The following is a 17,260-nucleotide window of genomic DNA, read 5'->3' on the forward strand; positions in this document are numbered from 1 at the left end:
TGAGTTACGTGTTATTTCGTGAAAAACTCCGATTTGCGTGGGGGCGTTTGTAACGGATTGATTTGCTAAATTTCTAAAGAAAGCGTAAATTTAGCAAGCTTTTGATGCAAATAGCTCTCATTACTAATAACCATTTAAAAACTAAGGATAAAATAATGAAATTAACCCGAATTTCCCCCGTCGCATTGGCAGTGTTGGCGTCGTTGAGTGCGAACAGTTTCGCTGAGGAAAAGAAAAATGCCGAACTTGATGCTATCGTCGTGACTGCCGCGGGTACCGCTCAGGATTTGCGGGATGCGCCGGCCAGCATTAGCGTGGTAGATAAACAACAATTAAAACAACATCCATCAAACCGTTTGGAAGAAGCGCTGCAGGATATTCCAGGGGTTAATGTCAGTGGTAGCAATGTAAATAAATCGGATATTTCGATTCGAGGCTTACCTGCAGATTACACCTTAATTATGGTGGATGGGCGTCGTCAAAATACCCGAGAGTCGCGGCCAAACGGTAATGGTGGTTATGAAGGTGCTTTTATTCCACCGGTAAATGCGATTGAGCGTATTGAAGTCGTGCGCGGCCCGATGTCCTCGCTGTATGGTTCCGATGCTATGGGCGGTGTGGTGAATATTATCACCAAGAATGCTACCGAAAACTGGACGGGCTCCCTTTCCGGTGGATTTACCGCCCATGATAAAAGTGATTTCGGCGATGGCTACCACGGTAATTTCTTTGTTTCCGGCCCCTTAGTAAAAAATATCTTAGGTATTCAGGTATATGGTGGTGGTAATTATCGCCAAGAAGATAATATTATCGGTGGTTCCAATAAAAATAAAAATCGTGATATCAACAGTAAGTTGACCTTCACTCCGACTAAAGGACAAACCTTTATTTTTGAAGGTGGCCGTCATTTGTTGGAAAAAGACGAAACGCCGGGAAAATCCTTGGCACTCACTACCACCCGCGGCTCTAGCACGACGCGTAACTCAGCTACTGCAACCCGCGCATCCCGTACCCATTGGTCGGTTACCCATCAGGCCGATTGGAATTTCATGACATCGGAACTTTCCCTATACCAAGAGAAAGCCAAACGTGAAGTATTAACTAATGATGTAATGAACAGTCGTAAACCGGAAATTACTAATACGGTTTTCGACGCTAAATTTATGTTACCGGTTGCCAATCATTTCTTCGTTTTTGGCGGACAATATCAATGGGCTAAATTACAGGATGACTCGGTATTACGTGTGAATACCCGTAGCCGCACTGTTGGTGGGCGTACGGTAACCAGTTATAGTCCGGTATTCCAAAATACTCAAAACAAAATTAAGCAGTATGCATTTTTCTTAGAAGATGAAATCAATTTCTCCGATAAATTCCTACTCACATTAGGCTCCCGTTTAGATCACCATGAAAAATTTGGTTCTCACTGGAATCCAAGAGCCTATGCGGTATATCACATCAATCCGAGCTGGACGATTAAAGGCGGTATTTCCAAAGCGTTCCGCGCACCAACCATTCGAGAGTTAAGTGAAAGCTATGTAACTTCAACGCAGAACGGCGCCGGGGTGATTTATGGTAATCCTAATTTAAAACCGGAAACCAGTATTAATGAAGAGTTAAGTTTGGTCTATACCTACGACAACGATAATCATGCGACTATTACGCTGTTTAATACGGATTTCAAAAATAAATTAACCAGCTTCTATACCGGCACAGCGGATCCGCTTACTGGTGCTCGATTGTATCAATATGCTAATGTGGGTCGGGCGAATATTAAAGGAGTGGAATTTGGTTCTCACCTGACCTTTAACGATCATTGGAATTTGGATTTGAGTTATACCTATCAACATTCCAAACGTAAATCTGATGAAGATTTATCCGCTTCGGGTGTTAGCTTGCGCGGTTTGCCTCTGGATAATACACCGAAACATGCCGCCTCAGCCAAACTCAATTGGATTGTGAACGATGCCTTCAGTGCCTACACCCGTGTTGCCTATAAAGGCAAACAAATTTGGGCAAATCCGCGTAACGGCGATAATAAAAACGCCTATCGTACCCGTGGTGCGTATACAACCGTGGATATCGGTACTACCTACAAATTCAATCCGAATGTCTCACTTAACTTTGCAGTGTTAAATATTGGCAATGAAATCGGTGAACGGGTGGATACCAATGGCGGTAGCTGGACGGTGGAAGACGGTCGTCGTTTCTGGACTAATTTGAATATCACCTTTTAATGCTTAACGGCACGGGTAACCGTGCCGTCTTTAGATGTGATCATGTTACGTGTGTTATTGTTCGGTTTGATGATGTTATTGCATCACCAAGTGTTTGCCGAGCCAGATTTTTCTATTCCTCCAATTACACCTGAAATGAATGCCCTATACCAAGTTAAACAAACCGATTTGACCTTTGAGGGAAAAAATTATCGTCTGTTTATCGGCGAGCCGAAAAGTACACCAGTTCCTTCAGCCGTGCTCTATACTACGGATGGTAATGCGCAGTTTCCGTTAGCCATCAATGCGGTGGCGGCAGATAAACCACTACCGTTAATTGTTGGTATTGGTTATGTCTCCGATAAGGCCTATGCACTTGCCGAGCGTACCCGTGATTATACCTTTGCGGCCGAGGGTGAGGAATTTGCCAAGGGCGGCGGTGTGGCGGATTTTCTACGCTTTTTCACCCAACGGGTAAAACCCTATATTGCGGAAAAGTATGCTTTGCAGCAGCCGCAAGAGACTTTTTTTGGGCATTCCTTTGGTGCGCTATTTGGTTTGTATGTACTGTTACAGCAAGGCGATTTATTTAATAACTATTGCTTAGCCAGTCCTTCCCTTTGGTGGGGGCATGGTGCGCTGTTGCCCACACAAAAACCTTGGCTGCAGCATTCACCGCAGCGTATTTTACTCACTTTGGGGGAATATGAAGCCGAGCCGGAGAAAGATCCCACAATGAATCCGGAGCAGCTTGCCAAAATTAAAATGCGTCGGGAGATGATGCCATTAGATGCCCGTGGATTAGCGAAAGAATTGCAAGCGCAAGGACAAGCCGCGGAGTTTTTGTTGATTCCGCAGAAAAACCATGGGGGTTCGATTGCCAATGCATTGCAAGCCTGTATGGCAATAGTGCAGCCATAAATAAAAAATCTCCGCTAAATTGGCGGAGATTTTTTTATTGAGATTTAAGCCTGCTTTAATTTATCAATGGTTGCTTTATTAAAGAAGTAATGCGTACCACAACATTCACATTGCATATCGATGCTGCCGTTATGTTCGGCGAGAATCTCTTCTATTTCCGCGTCGGGAATTAATAGTAATGCCGCGCCGGAACGTTCTGCCGAGCAACCGCAGAAGAAGGAAAGGGCTTGCGGTGGATATACTTCCACGGTTTCTTCATGATACAAGCGATAGAGCAATTCCTCTGCTGTGAGGCCAAACAATTCTTCATCCTTAACGGTGGCGGCTAAGGTGGTGAGATGCTCAAAATCTTCCGGTGTACCTTGGCCATCCGGCATCACTTGTAACAGCATTCCCGCCGCGGTTGGTTGGCCTTCATATTCGCCAGTGCGAATAATTAATTGAGTTTGCAGTTGTTCTGAGCGCACAAAGTAGTCTTCCAGGCACTCGGTGATGGTCGGTTTATCTAAGGCGATGACACCTTGGTAGCGTTCCCCTTCGGTTGGTGCAATAGTGATCACCAATACGCCTTTACCGATCATTTGTTGCAAACTCATGTTGTCATCAATTGCGCCTTCCACACGGGCTAAGGCTCGTAGTTGCTGCTGGTCGTTGCCGTTAACCAAGGCTAAGCGCAATGGGCCATCACCTTGAATTTGTACGGTGATATTGCCGTTAAATTTCAACGTAGCCGTTAATAAACTGGTAGCCACCAACATTTCCCCTAATAAATTGCGCACGGCAGTTGGATAGTGATGGGTGTTTAGGGTATCGACAAAACTTTGATTGAGACGCACCCATTCACCACGCACAGCGCGGTTTTGGAAAAGGTAGCGGTAAAGTTTGTCGTTGTCTTGGGTATAAGTCATGAAATTTTCCTCAGTCATTGAAAACGCCCCCTCGAAAATTGGAGTTTTTCCTAAAATCGATGCTAAGTCATTGATTTTATTAGAGGTAGTCTAAAAAGCGTTTTATGTGCTCCTATAATGGGGATAAATTCGCTAATTGCAAGGGATAAAAAAGCGGGAGTTAAAACTCCCGCTGAGAAATGATGGGTAACGGATTACCAGTAAGCACGTAAACCTACAACCATTTTGTAATCGCGTTGTGTATCGCCGGCAACATTATTTAGGTTGCGGGTGCGTAGCACTTGGCCTTCAACAAATGGTTTCACTTTTAAGGATTGGTTTTGATACACATAGTATTCAGTACCTAACATCACATCAGATTTTTTTTCTGTTGCAGTCGCGTAAGTCGCGTTTTTCAATTTGTTGGTACGATAGGCATACATCGCATAAACATTCCAAGCATCGCTTAATTTTTGATGCACGACAGCGCGAGCTTCGTATTTAGAACGTTCAAGACCTTCAATACCTTTCACATTGCTGATTTTTTTGTGTTCTAAGTCTAAACCAAGGGTGGTGTTATCAAAACGGTATGCGTTATCGAAAGCATAAGCGGTTTCTTGTACGCCGTTAGCAAAGGTTTGACGGGTAAAACCTAAACCGGTGGTCACATCTTGTAGACTGTCGATTTCGAATTTATATACCGCACCTGCACCCCACACGTGGTTACGGTTGACCGCTAAATCTAAACCGGTTGCACCACGTTTGCTGGTGGCACCATAGAATGCACCGAATTTTAAGTTAGGTACTAAGCCACGGTTCACGTATTGCACCGCACGACGAGCATTGCCTACGAGTAAGCCATCACTGAGGCTGTAGATGTTGGCTAAGTCGGTTTGTTTGATTTCATCGGTGAAAGTAGTCATGTTACCGTAGGTTAACTCACCGAAGGTTTTATGGCCAAAACCGCCGAATAGTTGACGGGTGTAGATGTGGCCGAAATTATTGTGACGGTTGCTCGCTAAGTTGCGGGCATCGGTGTCACGGAAGCGCCATTCGATTTTACCTAATGCGTAGAAATCGTTACCTAAGTTTTGTTTGATACCAAAACCAAAACGAGAGCCGTTATCATCGATATCGCCATGTGCGATTTCTCTGTTGCTATCACCGTTGGCATCTGTGGTTTTAGAATTGATGTGTTCCCATTTCAAACGTAAGGAACCGTAGAAATTAACATCGGTACCGGTTTGATCGATATGGAAGTTATAGGCGTTTGCAGAGCCGGCTGCGGTTGCAGCAACAACTAAAGCAAGAAGTGTTTTTTTCATTTCGCTTTCCTTATTGTGAAAAATAAATCAAAAAAAGTATTGAACTTCTTGGAGTTTATCGGCTGAAGGTGAGTCAGGCAAGCCAAAACAAGCCATTTGCGCAAAACACAACCGTTGATAATGCTTGATGAGATGTTAAAAGGATCTTTTTTTAGCGTTGATTTAATAGCCTCAAGAATTCGTTAAATGCCTGATTTGGCTGGATTTCTTGCATGGAGTCGGCTTGTAGATAATGTTGATTTTGACCATAGGCGCCGATCAAGGTCGGATCTGTTGCCCCATACAGAGTTATTGCCGGTTTATCGAGCGCTGCTGTTAAGTGTGCCAGTCCGGTATCCACCGAAATGACGGCCTGTGCTCCGGCAATTTGTGAGGCTAATTGGCTTAAGGTTAATTTAGGTAAGACCTGTACATCATTATAACCGGCGGCCAAACGTTCAGCGCGGCCGTGTTCTTGAGGGGTACCCCAAGGTAGTCGTACGGCAATTTGCTTTTCTACACATGCTCCAATGAATTCATGCCAATAGTTTTCCGGCCAATGTTTTTCGGCACGGGTCGTGGAATGAAAGAGTAGCACATAGGGAGTACTTTCTTGCTGCGCGGAAAAATGGCGGGCTAGAGCGTAATCGCCTAGGCCTGTGGGCAAGGAATACCCCAATGCTTGAGCAAATAATTGACGAATTCGTTCAACGGCATGCTGTTGGTAGGAAATGGCGTATTTTTTATCGTAAAACCAGCTGGCGAGGGGTTCACGGATGCTTTTGCGATCGTATCCGTGTTTTTCGCCGTGGGCTAAGCGGGTGGCAAAAATAGCGCTCTTCAGCAAGCCTTGTGCATCAATTACCGCATCATACTGTGTTTGTTGTAACAGCTTGCGATAATTCTGCCATTGGTGACGGGTTTCGGTAGCACATGGGGCTTTGCGCCAACGTCGTAAAGCAATCGGAATCACTTTATCCACGGCAAAATGCCAGCGTGGAATTTCTGCAAAGTTTTCTTCAACGACCCAATCCACCGAAAAATCTTTCAATGCCTGTGCAGCATCGGTTAAGGCCGGCAAGGTATGGATTATATCGCCCATGGAAGAGGTTTTGACTAAACAGATTTTCATCGTAATTGCATGCGCCCCCAGTGCATAATCCCCAGCCCCGAAACTGCCAATAGACCGCCCAACAGCAACGATGCATCTAAGGGTTCATGCAACCACATGGCGGAAAATAAAATGCCTAAAATTGGCACGATAATAATATAGGCGGCGGCATTGCCTGCACCCAAATATTTTACTCCGTCAAAATACCAAGCGTAGGCAAGTACCGTAGCACCAAAGGCCAAACCAAGTAAACTAAACCATTGTGCGCCGTTCAATTGTAGTACGCTTGCCCATCCTTCGGCATCTTCCGTACAAATAGCCGCCAGGGCTAACATAAAAAATCCAAAGGTAGAGGAAATAGTTGTGGCGGTAAGAGAATCAATCCCGGTTAGCACTTTGCGTGCCAATAGGGTGTAGGCTACCCAACAGACTAAAGCGCAGAGCAAGAGCATTTGCCCAAAGCCGAAATGTTGCAATAAGTTCGCCGGATTGCCCTTGGTCATCGCCAGTAAGGAGCCGCTTACGGCAATCGCCATGCCTAAAACTACCCAACGATTCCATTTTTCCTTAAAGAGCAGAATAGCGAAAAACATAGTGAACACCGGATTGGAGGCAACTACCATGGTACCTTGTCCTGCCGGTACGTATTTCAAGCCCCAAATAAAGAAAGTGGAATAACCGAAAATACCCAATAGCGCGGTCAAAAATAACCCGAACCATTGATTTGGGCGTAGCTTTTTCGCATATGTGAAACGATTGGCGGCATATAGCCAAATGAGTAACGGAATGATTGCAAACAAGAAACGCATTGCCGAGGCGACAAAGGTTGGCATTGCCTGTGCGACAACCCGTCCCCAGGGCCAAGAGGCTCCCCATAGGATAGCCATGCCAACCATTTGGAGATGTATGCGAAGTGGATTCATTACTGTTATTTCCCGTTATGTTTTATAAATTATGCCTGCAATAGAGTGGTTAGCTTTTCTGCCACCATGGCCGGCGTGATATCAATCAAACTTTGATGATAGCCTTCTTGGCTATCGGTACTTTTACGCACTTTAATTAAATCGCCTTCGATTAAACGGATAATCACTGCTTTATCGGATAATGGCGGGGTGTAAGTTGGACTGGTTGGGCCGTATAACGCCACTAAAGGGCGAGCGGTCGCAGCCGCAATGTGCATTAAGCCACTATCGTTGCTAACCACCGCGCGGCAATTGGCAATCAGATCCACCGCTTGATTTAAATCGGTTTGTCCCGCCAGATTCAAGCAGAACGGTTGTAAATCAGCAGGCAGAGCGGCACGAATTTGTTCGCCGGCCTCAATATCCTTGGGGGAACCAAATAATTCCACCGCATAGCCTTGTTCGATCAGCATTTTGGCTAATTCAGCGTAATGATAATGTGGCCATCGTTTAGCCGGACCGAATTCTGCGCCCGGACAGAAACCAATAATTGCCCGCTCACCCAATACTGCCGTTTGTTTTTCAAAATGTTTGAGAGTGAGCGCTTGTTGTGCGGGATCGACGCTTAAATAGGGTTTTAACACGGGCATTTGCGCGGCAGCCGGTACTGCATCTTTAGCAAAGGCTAACGCCATATAGCGTTGCACCATCATCGGATAGTCGCGTTTGTTTTGGCGTAGGTCATTTAGCAAAAAATAACGGCTTTCGCCTTTCCAACCGCGGCGTTGGGGAATTTTGGCAAACAATGGAATTAGCGCCGATTTTAGAGAGTTCGGCAACACAATGGCCAAATCATATTGGTCGCGTAAAGCTTTCCCTAAGCGATAGCGCATACTCAATTCAAGAGCTCCGTGTCCCAAGGGCATTTCCAAGGCTTGTCGCACTTCCGGCATTCGCGCTAACAGCGGTTTACACCAATTTGGCGCCATTACATCGATATTGGCATTGGGATATTGGATTTTTAACTGTTGATACAGACTTTGCGACATCATCATATCGCCCACCCAAGACGGGCCAATTACTAAAATATTCATCCGTTTATTACTCTTGCTCTGAAATGCCGTCATCTTATTATTGATAGGCGGGATTTACAATGCGGTGCGGCGGTTTGTGTCTTTAGGCAACGCCCCATCCAAAATAAAAGTTTTTCTTAAAATCAATGCTAAGTCATTGATTTTATTGATATTGATTAAAAACTGATTATTCAGGCACAATCCACTCGACCGACCAACTGCCACAGCCTTCCGGCACAAGGGTTTGACATAGATAAGGTAGAATTTCCCGCATTTGTTGTTCTAACTGCCAAGGTGGATTAACGACCACCATACCGCTTGCAGTCATGCCTCGTTGATCGCTGTCAGGGCGTACGGCGAATTCGATTTTCAGAATTTTGCGAATTCCACTGGCGACTAAGCCTTTAAAAATACGTTTGCTTTGTTGCCGCAATACTACCGGATACCAAATGGCATAGGTACCGGTGGCAAAGCGTTTGTGTCCTTCTTCGACGGCCTTTACAACTAAATCGTAATCTTCTTTGAGTTCATACGGTGGGTCGATAAGTACCAAGCCACGGCGTTCTTTCGGTGGCAGGGTGGCTTTGAGCAACTGAAAACCGTTTTCCGATTTCACCTGAATGTTTTTGTATTCTTTGAAATTATTGCGCAGTAGCGGAAAGTCGGCCGGATGTAGTTCACTTAAACAGGCGCGATCCTGTGGACGTAATAATTGTGCGGCAATCATCGGCGAACCGGCGTAATAGCGGAGTTCGCGGCCACCATAATTGAGTTTTTTAATTAATTCGACATAACGTGTGACGATTGGCGGTAGATCATCACGTTCCCATAAGCGACCGATACCTTCCTTATATTCACCGGTTTTTTCCGCTTCCGCTGAGGCAAGACGATAACGTCCAACGCCGGCATGGGTATCCAAATAATAAAAGCCTTTTTCCTTAATAGTAAGATTTTCTAGGATTAACATCAAAACGATGTGTTTGATCACATCGGCATGGTTGCCGGCGTGAAAACTATGGCGATAACTGAGCATTTTGCATTCCTCAATGGGGATAAAATAAAGGGCGAACCTGTTGTTCGCCCTGTCAAATTAGAATAAATCTTCCGGTTGTGCGGCCGGTGCGGCGCCACCGGAACCGCCTATGCCACCGCCATTTAAGCGCTGTTGCAACTCAGGCGGAACGTAATAGCCACGCTCTTGCATTTCATCGAGGAAGGTTCGTTTCGGTTCGGTTCCATCGATAAAGTATTCCTTACGGCCACCACCTTCGGAAAGTAAACCCGTGTTTTGATCGATGGTTTTTTCCACGATTTTGGCTGGGAGGTCGGTTTTGCGTTCCGGTACATCTGCTAAGGCTACTTTCATATAAGCAATCCAGGCTGGCATTGCGGTTTGTGCACCCGCTTCACCGCGACCTAAGGTGCGTTTGTTGTCATCGAAACCAACATAAGTGGTGGTGACGATATTGGCACCAAAACCGGCATACCAAGCCACTTTCGAACTGTTAGTGGTCCCGGTTTTACCACCCACATCGCCACGTTTGATGTCTTTGGCCATGCGCCAGCTGGTTCCTTTCCAGCCTAAACCTTGCTCACCATAGACCGCGGTATTTAGCGCACTACGAATTAGGAAGGCTAATTCGCCGCTAATTACGCGTGGAGCATATTCCACTTTAGAACTTGCATCCTTACCCGCTGCCATCAGAACCACGGCATCTTCATTTAGTGCTTTGGCCTGGCCTTGCAATTCCGGTAAATCCGGTACGTTTTCCGGTTGTTGGTCACCTTCTTCGGTGCTGTTGTTGTCAGCGGTTTTCAGGGTATTTCCGGCAGCTAACAATGGTGTGTCTTTAAAGCCATCGATTTTATCTTGGGTTTCACCGTAAATCACCGGAATATCATTACAGCTGATACAGGCAATTTTGGGATTGGCGATAAATAAATCTTTCCCGGTGTTATCTTGAATTTTTTCAATCAGATAAGGATCGATTAAGAAACCACCATTATCGAATACTGCATAACCACGCGCCATTTCCAGCGGAGTGAAGGAGGCAGCGCCGAGAGCTAATGCTTCACTGGCAAAATATTGATCCCGTTTGAATCCAAAACGTTGTAGGAAGTCGGCGGTAAAATCAATACCTGCGGTTTGTAGGATGCGGATAGCAATCATATTCTTGGATTGTCCCAAGCCGACCCGAACACGCATTGGACCATCATAACGATCCGGCGAGTTTTTCGGCTGCCACAAGCGTTGTCCCGGTTTTTGAATGGAAATTGGAGTGTCCTGTAAGACGCTGGAAAGGGTTAAGCCTTTTTCCAAACCTGCTGCATAAATAAAAGGTTTAATCGATGAACCAACCTGTACCAAGGATTGGGTGGCACGGTTAAATTTACTTTGTTCATAACTGAAACCGCCCACAATAGCTTCAATCGCACCATTGTCGGAGTTTAGGGAGACTAAAGCGCCATTGGCTGCCGGAATTTGGCCTAAAATCCATTCACCGTTGTCTTTTTTACGGATCCAAATTTGTTCACCTACTTTCACTGGATTAGCGCGACCGGCCCAACGCATGGCGTTGTTCGTCAAGCTCATGGTTTCACCGGAAGCCAACATTAATTTCGTGCCATTTTTTTCTATTGCGATGACAGCCGCCGGAATGAATGGAGTGGAGTCCGGTAATTTCTTCAGAAAACCGGTAATACGTTCGTCATCCCAAGCTGTTTCGCCTTTTTTCCATAACGGAGCACCACCACGATAGCCGTGACGCATATCATAGCTGATGAGGTTGTTGATCACTGCATTTTGTGCAGCCTCTTGGTCTTTGGATAGGACGGTTGTATAGACTTTATAACCACTTGTGTAGGCTTGTTCTTCACCGAAACGGCGGACCATTTCTTGACGCACCATTTCGCTGATGTAATCGGCACGGAATTCAAATTTCGCGCCGTGATAACTGGCTACAATCGGTTCTTTGATCGCCGCATCGTATTCAGCTTGGGTAATGTAATTTTCCGCTAACATACGGCCTAATACGACATTACGACGTTCTTCAGCCCGTTTTGGTGAATAGATCGGGTTCATGGTCGAAGGCGCTTTTGGCAGACCTGCGATGATTGCCATTTCGGATAGCGTTAATTCATTTAGGGATTTACCAAAATAGGTTTGCGCCGCGGCTGCAACCCCGTAGGAACGATAACCCAAGAAGATTTTATTGAGGTAAAGCTCAAGGATTTCCTGTTTGCTTAAGGCATTTTCAATTTCAATTGCTAACACCGCTTCACGAGCTTTACGGATAATGGTTTTTTCCGGCGTTAAGAAAAAGTTACGCGCCAATTGTTGGGTGATAGTACTGGCACCTTGAGAAGGTGAGCCGTGATTGATGAGGGCTACGTATAAAGCACGAGCAATACCGATAGGATCCAAGCCGTGATGATCATAGAAACGGCTGTCCTCGGTGGCTAAAAAGGCCTCGATTAATTTTTCCGGGACTTCATCGAGTTTTACCGGAATACGGCGTTGTTCACCCACCTCGCCGATCAGTTTGCCATCGGCGGTGTAGATTTGCATCGGCTGTTGTAACTCAACGGTTTTTAAACTTTCAACCGAAGGTAATTCCGATTTCAAATGCATATAAAAGATACCGCCCGCTACAAGTCCTAAAATACATAGGGTGAGCAGACTGCTGAATAATAATTTTGCGATACGCATCGTAAAATTCTCTCTTGATTAATGAATTGCCATGTCGTTTGACATAGGCTTCGGAGCGCTAAGTATAAAAGATAACTCCCCGAATAGATAGGAAAGAATATGCGCAGCGCTGTAAAAGCCAAGCAATCCAGCCCGATCGGTGTGCATGCCGATACCCAACAATTATATTTTGTGTGGTTTGAGAATGACCGGATTTGTAGCCGGGCACAACCGAAAGATTCCCCACTACCGGCGGATTTGACAGCCTTATTAAACACTAAGCAACGGCATCGCCGCGTGGTATGCGCGGTTCCTCCACAGCTTGTGTGGTCTAAAAGCCTGATTTTGCCACAGTCGCTGGATGCTGATGAATGTGAGCAGCAAAGCCGTTTTATTCTACAAAAATCATTGCCGGTCGCATTGGACGAGCTTTGGTTTGATTACCGGGCCAATAGTTTGCCACAAGGTTGTCGCCTGGAGATTACGGCGATTCGGCAGCGTTTAGCATTGGATTTTTTACAGCAATTTTCGCCTTGTCAGCCGAACATTTTAGACACTCAAGTGAATAGTCTTTTACGGGCATTCACGTATCTGTTGCAGCAATCCGTACAAAATCGGTTGTTAGTCTATATTCATGGGCAACAAAGCTTAATGCTTTGTGAACGGGCTCAGCAATGTCAAATACGGCAAGGTGGGGCGGATTTACAAGCGCTGTATCGGGATTTTCAACAGTATTTCAAAGAGCCCTGCGAGCAGATTTATGTGTATTCGGACATTGAACGCAAATTGCCGGCAGATTGGCAAAGGGTTGATTGTGTTTGTTCGCCAATTGCTTTAGGGAATGCCTTATGGCCTAAGTTTGAACAAGGTGAGTAGGAGATAATATGCAGGGAATAAATTTGTTTCCTTGGCGGCAGGTGCAATATCGGCGGGCATTAAAATATTTTTTACTACGTCTGTTGCTGTTGTTCTTGTGTGCACTAGGCGGATATTGGGGACTTGAGCAGATCAATCAACAGCAAAGGCAGTATTTAGCAGAACAGCAGGAACAACTAACCCTTTTAAATCAACAATTGATAAAACAGGAAATGGAAATTAGCCAACAACGTCGCACACTATTACCGCAAAGTGATGGGCTAACGCTGGCTTCTGCGAAGGCCATTGCAAGATTGCAGCTGTTACATGAACTGCCTTTGCTACAAGGTGAATTAACCGAGGTTCGATTGGATTCCGAACAATTGGATATGGCAGGGAATATTGATTCACAAAATGCATTTGCCGAATTACATCAGTTTTTACAACAGCGTTGCGGAGCAGTGAATTTATCTCAATTACAAAATGAAGCAACGAACATTGCATTTCGGCTACAGACGGCCTGTGATGGGGAGAATAAATGAGTTGGAATTGGCTTAACGACTACCATCATTGGCTGGGACGTTGGTTACGTAGTGCTTGGTATTGGCACCGTTTGTTTGAGGTGATGCTAGTGTTACTGGTTATTGCTATTCCGTTACAACAATTTTATCTGTTGCATACAGCGAAGATAGCCTTGATGCAGGAACAGCAACGATTAAATGAGGAGTTAAATCGTCAGCAACGCATTGTAATAGCGCTTCGACAGCAAAGTACCGTTAATCAAACGTCCCCACAGTTGGCGAATCAGCTCTTACCGATCAATCAACAAATTGAGCAATTGCGCGGGCAATTAGATGTGATGGATTTACGTTGGGAATTTCTGGCTACACCCCGTCTACATCTCTCTTTAGTTGGTGGATTTAACGAGTTTCAGCATTTTATCGACAAGCTACTAAACAACCGCCAACAACTGCGATTAGAACAGTTACATTTGCAAAAAGCAGCTGATTCTGCTGCTTTCATTCGGGCTGAATTAATTTTCCGTTTGCATAAGGAGTTGCAATGAAAATTTTGTATTTATTACCAATATGCCTGTTCACAGGCTCGCTTTGGGCAGCAGATCCTTTCTATCGTCAAGGTACTTCGACGAGTGCAACAACGGTTGTCTCAAATCAAAATGGTGCATGTGCTTTAACTGAGGGGACGGTTGCAGGAAATATTCCTTTTAACCAACTAAAGGTGGTTGGAGCGGTACTCTATAAAACGATGCCGGAAGCCTATTTTGTAGATACTCAGGGACAATTATTCAATCTCAAAATCGGTGAACGTGTGGGATTGGAGGGATATCGTCTAGGAAAGCTCGATAAGCGTGAGCTCATTTTTGATGATATTTGTGGACGACAAGTTTCTCAAAGCGTGCGTTTCTAAGGAGTAACAATGAAACAGGGACAGGTTTCTTTTGGTATAGCGAGGGCGCATAGGCTAGGAAAATGCATATATCGTGCCTTATTAGGGGGATTAGTGCTGTTATGCAGTACTCAGCTTGCCGCCGATGAGAATTCGGTGTTTTCGGTTCGTCTTAAACAGGCGCCATTAGTGGCGACATTACAGCAGCTGGCACTAACGCAAAATATCAATTTGTTAATTGATGATGAGCTAGAAGGCAATTTATCCCTGCAGTTGGATAATGTGGATGTGGATCGTCTATTACGTGCAACTGCCAAAATTAAAGGTCTTTCCTTTCATCAAGAAAACGGCATCTACTATCTCGGCAAATTATCGGAAAATGAAAAATATGCCGGACAAATGAGTACACCCAATACGCTCGAACCTGCGGATATAGCTGGAACTTCTGTAGCGGTGGAACCCAATTTGCAACATGCCACAATCAAATTACATTTTGCGAAAGCGCAGGATGTTCTGAAAACTCTTACCGGAGGTAGTGGTAGCCTGCTTTCAGCGAATGGTGCAGTAAGTTTTGATGAACGCAGTAATCTGCTATTAATTCAGGATGATGCGCGTTCCTTAAGAAATATTAAAAAATTAGTTGCCGAACTGGATAAGCCCATCGAACAAATTGCGATAGAGGCCCGCATTGTTACGATTACCGATGAAAGCCTGAAAGAATTGGGAGTGCGCTGGGGGATCTTTAATCCTGCGGCAGAGTCACATCGAGTTTCGGGCAGTTTGGCTGCCAATGGTTTCAACGATATTGCTAATCAGCTAAATATCAATTTTGCCGGAGCGATTAATCCGGCCGGTTCCGTTGCGTTGCAGGTGGCGAAAATTAATGGCCGCCTATTGGATTTGGAATTAACCGCTTTAGAGCGTGAAAATAATGTGGAAATCATCGCTAGTCCACGTTTGCTCACAACTAATAAAAAGAGTGCCAGTATCAAGCAAGGAACCGAAATTCCTTATGTGGTTACTAATGGGCGTAATGATACGCAGTCGGTAGAGTTTCGCGAAGCTGTACTTGGGCTTGAAGTGACACCTCATATATCCAAGGATAATACAATTTTGTTGGATTTATTGGTTAGTCAAAACTCACCAGGGAATCGGGTTTCTTACGGACAAAATAGTGAAGTTGTCTCAATTGATAAACAGGAAATTAATACGCAAGTGTTTGCTAAAAATGGTGAAACTATTGTGCTGGGCGGAGTATTTCATGACACCATCAGTAAGGGCGAAGACAAGGTGCCGTTGTTGGGAGATATTCCTGGGATAAAACGATTGTTTAGCCGACAAAGCGAACGTCATCAAAAAAGGGAATTGGTGATTTTTGTCACTCCGCATATTCTCACTCCAGGCCCCTTGCCGGCAGGATTTCATCCTGGCAAGCAAAAGAAATCGCAATAAACGCCCCTATGATTTGCAAAGTTTTTCTGGAAAACGCGTCTAAGTTATTGATTTTATTATGGTTGAGTAAAAATGCAGTTTTCTCCATCTTTTTGGCAGTTTAGTTGCGTGCATTGTGGCCAACCTTTGTATTTTGGTGCCCATGGACTTTGTTGTCGCTGTCGCCGAACAATCGTTGCGCCCGATTATTGTGGGCGCTGTGGAGCGCCCTTGAGTAAACCGGCAATGGGCTGCGGTCATTGTTTGGCGGCACCTCCGGCATGGGAGCAAATGGTGGTGGCGGGACGTTATTTGGAGCCGCTTTCGACACTGATTCATCGTTTTAAATTTCAGCATCAATTTTGGTTAGATGGAACGTTAGCACGTCTGCTTTATTTGGCGGTACGCGAAGCGCGCGCGAAGCATGGCTTGCTCTTGCCAGAAGCGTTAATCCCTGTACCTCTGCATCATTGGCGACAATGGCAACGCGGTTATAACCAAGCGGATTTATTGACGAATTGGCTGGCAAAAAAATTAGCGTTACCAAATGCCGGACAAATTGTGCAGCGGGTGAAAAATACTCCGACCCAGCGCGGCTTAACGCCGGGTGAACGAGCGCATAATGTCACCGATGCTTTTGCTCTGAATGAAAAAATGTCGTTTCCGTATCAACGCGTAGCTTTAATTGATGATGTGATTACTACGGGAGCTACTTTAAATTCCTTGAGCCAATTGTTGCGTCAGGCGGGGGTACAGCATATTCAAGTGTGGGGATTGGCGCGGGCTTAGCGGAAAAGATTGGTATTTTGTTGGCCAGAGGAGTATCATCTCCGACAATTTTTATCAAGTAAAGAAGAAGGGAATTTATGCAAAATATTTCAATTTCAGCAGCGGCTCAAGCACATTTTCGGAAACTCTTAGACACTCAGGAAGAAGGAACTAATATTCGAGTTTTTGTTGTGAATCCGGGGACGCCAAATGCCGAGTGCGGCGTTTCTTATTGTCCGCCGAATGCGGTGGAAGCCAATGATGTGGAAATGAAATACGATACTTTTTCCGCATTTGTGGACGATGTCAGCTTACCATTTTTGGAAGACGCGGAAATTGATTATGTCACGGAGGAATTGGGGGCGCAGCTTACCTTAAAAGCACCAAATGCAAAAATGCGCAAAGTGGCTGATGATGCACCGTTGATTGAACGGGTGGAATATGTCATTCAAACTCAAATTAATCCACAATTAGCCAGCCATGGTGGACGTATTACTTTGATCGATTTAACCGAGGACGGCTATGCAGTGTTGCAATTTGGTGGTGGTTGTAATGGTTGCTCTATGGTGGATGTGACTCTCAAAGATGGCGTGGAAAAACAATTGGTAAGCATGTTTCCAAATGAATTGAAAGGCGCACGCGATGTAACCGAACATCAACGTGGAGAACATTCCTATTATTAATTCACAACTCTAAT

At 45.1% G+C, this 17,260-nt stretch carries 16 protein-coding genes; 9 read left to right on the top strand and 7 right to left on the bottom strand.

Translation table 11 applies throughout. The features are described from left to right. Positions 1-155: 155 nt before the first annotated feature. On the top strand, positions 156-2,237 hold the full coding sequence (locus CKV74_RS03435; RefSeq protein ID WP_007242433.1) for a TonB-dependent receptor domain-containing protein: 2,082 nt from the start codon (positions 156-158) through the stop codon (positions 2,235-2,237). Between the two features lie 42 nt (positions 2,238-2,279). Next, positions 2,280-3,137, top strand: coding sequence for an alpha/beta hydrolase (locus tag CKV74_RS03440; RefSeq protein ID WP_039847825.1), 858 nt, complete (start codon positions 2,280-2,282; stop codon positions 3,135-3,137). 44 nt (positions 3,138-3,181) lie between these two features. On the opposite strand, the gene hslO is transcribed toward CKV74_RS03440, so the two are convergent. The 7 genes from hslO to CKV74_RS03475 form a co-directional block, all read right to left on the bottom strand. Then, positions 3,182-4,045, bottom strand: coding sequence for an Hsp33 family molecular chaperone HslO (gene hslO, locus CKV74_RS03445; RefSeq protein ID WP_007242505.1), 864 nt, complete (start codon positions 4,043-4,045; stop codon positions 3,182-3,184). Positions 4,046-4,239: 194 nt separating this feature from the next. Next, entirely contained in the window at positions 4,240-5,349 is a 1,110-nt protein-coding gene (locus tag CKV74_RS03450; RefSeq protein WP_095176746.1) for a porin, read from the bottom strand. A 151-nt stretch (positions 5,350-5,500) separates the two neighbouring features. Beyond that, on the bottom strand, positions 5,501-6,460 hold the full coding sequence (gene rfaC, locus CKV74_RS03455; RefSeq protein WP_007242313.1) for a lipopolysaccharide heptosyltransferase RfaC: 960 nt from the start codon (positions 6,458-6,460) through the stop codon (positions 5,501-5,503). After that, positions 6,457-7,362: a DMT family transporter gene (locus CKV74_RS03460; protein ID WP_007242494.1), complete on the bottom strand. Its 906-nt coding sequence runs from the start codon at positions 7,360-7,362 to the stop codon at positions 6,457-6,459. The genes rfaC and CKV74_RS03460 overlap by 4 nt, the downstream gene beginning before the upstream one ends. Before the next feature lie 29 nt (positions 7,363-7,391). After that, positions 7,392-8,435: a lipopolysaccharide heptosyltransferase II gene (gene waaF, locus CKV74_RS03465; protein WP_007242347.1), complete on the bottom strand. Its 1,044-nt coding sequence runs from the start codon at positions 8,433-8,435 to the stop codon at positions 7,392-7,394. A 166-nt stretch (positions 8,436-8,601) separates the two neighbouring features. Continuing rightward, positions 8,602-9,447 (bottom strand): 23S rRNA (adenine(2030)-N(6))-methyltransferase RlmJ, encoded by an 846-nt coding sequence (locus tag CKV74_RS03470; protein WP_007242367.1) that lies wholly within the window; start codon positions 9,445-9,447, stop codon positions 8,602-8,604. 57 nt (positions 9,448-9,504) lie between these two features. Next, complete coding sequence (locus CKV74_RS03475) at positions 9,505-12,123, bottom strand: penicillin-binding protein 1A (protein WP_095176747.1); 2,619 nt, start codon at positions 12,121-12,123, stop codon at positions 9,505-9,507. Positions 12,124-12,222: 99 nt separating this feature from the next. Here CKV74_RS03475 and pilM point away from each other — a divergent pair, with 99 nt between their 5' ends. From pilM to nfuA, 7 genes are all read left to right on the top strand, one after another. Next, positions 12,223-12,978, top strand: a complete 756-nt coding sequence (gene pilM / locus CKV74_RS03480) for a pilus assembly protein PilM (RefSeq protein ID WP_007242451.1) — start codon at positions 12,223-12,225, stop codon at positions 12,976-12,978. Between the two features lie 8 nt (positions 12,979-12,986). Continuing rightward, on the top strand, positions 12,987-13,499 hold the full coding sequence (locus CKV74_RS03485; RefSeq protein ID WP_007242358.1) for a hypothetical protein: 513 nt from the start codon (positions 12,987-12,989) through the stop codon (positions 13,497-13,499). Further along, positions 13,496-14,023: a hypothetical protein gene (locus CKV74_RS03490; protein ID WP_007242489.1), complete on the top strand. Its 528-nt coding sequence runs from the start codon at positions 13,496-13,498 to the stop codon at positions 14,021-14,023. The genes CKV74_RS03485 and CKV74_RS03490 overlap by 4 nt, the downstream gene beginning before the upstream one ends. Continuing rightward, the gene (locus tag CKV74_RS03495) at positions 14,020-14,385 is read left to right on the top strand and encodes a hypothetical protein (protein WP_007242378.1); all 366 of its coding nucleotides are present in this window, start codon (positions 14,020-14,022) and stop codon (positions 14,383-14,385) included. The genes CKV74_RS03490 and CKV74_RS03495 overlap by 4 nt, the downstream gene beginning before the upstream one ends. A 36-nt stretch (positions 14,386-14,421) precedes the next feature. After that, positions 14,422-15,816 carry a type IV pilus secretin PilQ gene (locus CKV74_RS03500; protein ID WP_408607456.1) on the top strand — a complete coding sequence of 465 codons (1,395 nt, stop codon included), beginning with the start codon at positions 14,422-14,424 and terminating at the stop codon, positions 15,814-15,816. A 72-nt stretch (positions 15,817-15,888) separates the two neighbouring features. Then, the gene (locus tag CKV74_RS03505; protein WP_007242316.1) at positions 15,889-16,584 is read left to right on the top strand and encodes a ComF family protein; all 696 of its coding nucleotides are present in this window, start codon (positions 15,889-15,891) and stop codon (positions 16,582-16,584) included. A gap of 77 nt (positions 16,585-16,661) precedes the next feature. Next, positions 16,662-17,246 (top strand): Fe-S biogenesis protein NfuA, encoded by a 585-nt coding sequence (gene nfuA / locus CKV74_RS03510; RefSeq protein ID WP_007242387.1) that lies wholly within the window; start codon positions 16,662-16,664, stop codon positions 17,244-17,246. Positions 17,247-17,260: the final 14 nt, after the last annotated feature.

Origin of the sequence: Haemophilus pittmaniae, assembly GCF_900186995.1 — a bacterium.
GTDB classification, from domain to species: Bacteria; Pseudomonadota; Gammaproteobacteria; order Enterobacterales; family Pasteurellaceae; genus Haemophilus_D; species Haemophilus_D pittmaniae.

What these genes read in the sequence shown, in the direction of transcription:
- nfuA (WP_007242387.1), top strand. Translation starts at nt 16,662, where the DNA reads ATGCAAAATATTTCAATTTCAGCAGCGGCTCAAGCACATTTTCGGAAA.
- CKV74_RS03490 (WP_007242489.1), top strand. Translation starts at nt 13,496, where the DNA reads ATGAGTTGGAATTGGCTTAACGACTACCATCATTGGCTGGGACGTTGG.
- CKV74_RS03475 (WP_095176747.1), bottom strand. Translation starts at nt 12,123, where the DNA reads ATGCGTATCGCAAAATTATTATTCAGCAGTCTGCTCACCCTATGTATT.
- CKV74_RS03495 (WP_007242378.1), top strand. Translation starts at nt 14,020, where the DNA reads ATGAAAATTTTGTATTTATTACCAATATGCCTGTTCACAGGCTCGCTT.
- rfaC (WP_007242313.1), bottom strand. Translation starts at nt 6,460, where the DNA reads ATGAAAATCTGTTTAGTCAAAACCTCTTCCATGGGCGATATAATCCAT.
- CKV74_RS03450 (WP_095176746.1), bottom strand. Translation starts at nt 5,349, where the DNA reads ATGAAAAAAACACTTCTTGCTTTAGTTGTTGCTGCAACCGCAGCCGGC.
- hslO (WP_007242505.1), bottom strand. Translation starts at nt 4,045, where the DNA reads ATGACTTATACCCAAGACAACGACAAACTTTACCGCTACCTTTTCCAA.
- CKV74_RS03505 (WP_007242316.1), top strand. Translation starts at nt 15,889, where the DNA reads ATGCAGTTTTCTCCATCTTTTTGGCAGTTTAGTTGCGTGCATTGTGGC.
- CKV74_RS03470 (WP_007242367.1), bottom strand. Translation starts at nt 9,447, where the DNA reads ATGCTCAGTTATCGCCATAGTTTTCACGCCGGCAACCATGCCGATGTG.
- CKV74_RS03435 (WP_007242433.1), top strand. Translation starts at nt 156, where the DNA reads ATGAAATTAACCCGAATTTCCCCCGTCGCATTGGCAGTGTTGGCGTCG.
- waaF (WP_007242347.1), bottom strand. Translation starts at nt 8,435, where the DNA reads ATGAATATTTTAGTAATTGGCCCGTCTTGGGTGGGCGATATGATGATG.
- CKV74_RS03440 (WP_039847825.1), top strand. Translation starts at nt 2,280, where the DNA reads ATGTTACGTGTGTTATTGTTCGGTTTGATGATGTTATTGCATCACCAA.
- pilM (WP_007242451.1), top strand. Translation starts at nt 12,223, where the DNA reads ATGCGCAGCGCTGTAAAAGCCAAGCAATCCAGCCCGATCGGTGTGCAT.
- CKV74_RS03485 (WP_007242358.1), top strand. Translation starts at nt 12,987, where the DNA reads ATGCAGGGAATAAATTTGTTTCCTTGGCGGCAGGTGCAATATCGGCGG.
- CKV74_RS03460 (WP_007242494.1), bottom strand. Translation starts at nt 7,362, where the DNA reads ATGAATCCACTTCGCATACATCTCCAAATGGTTGGCATGGCTATCCTA.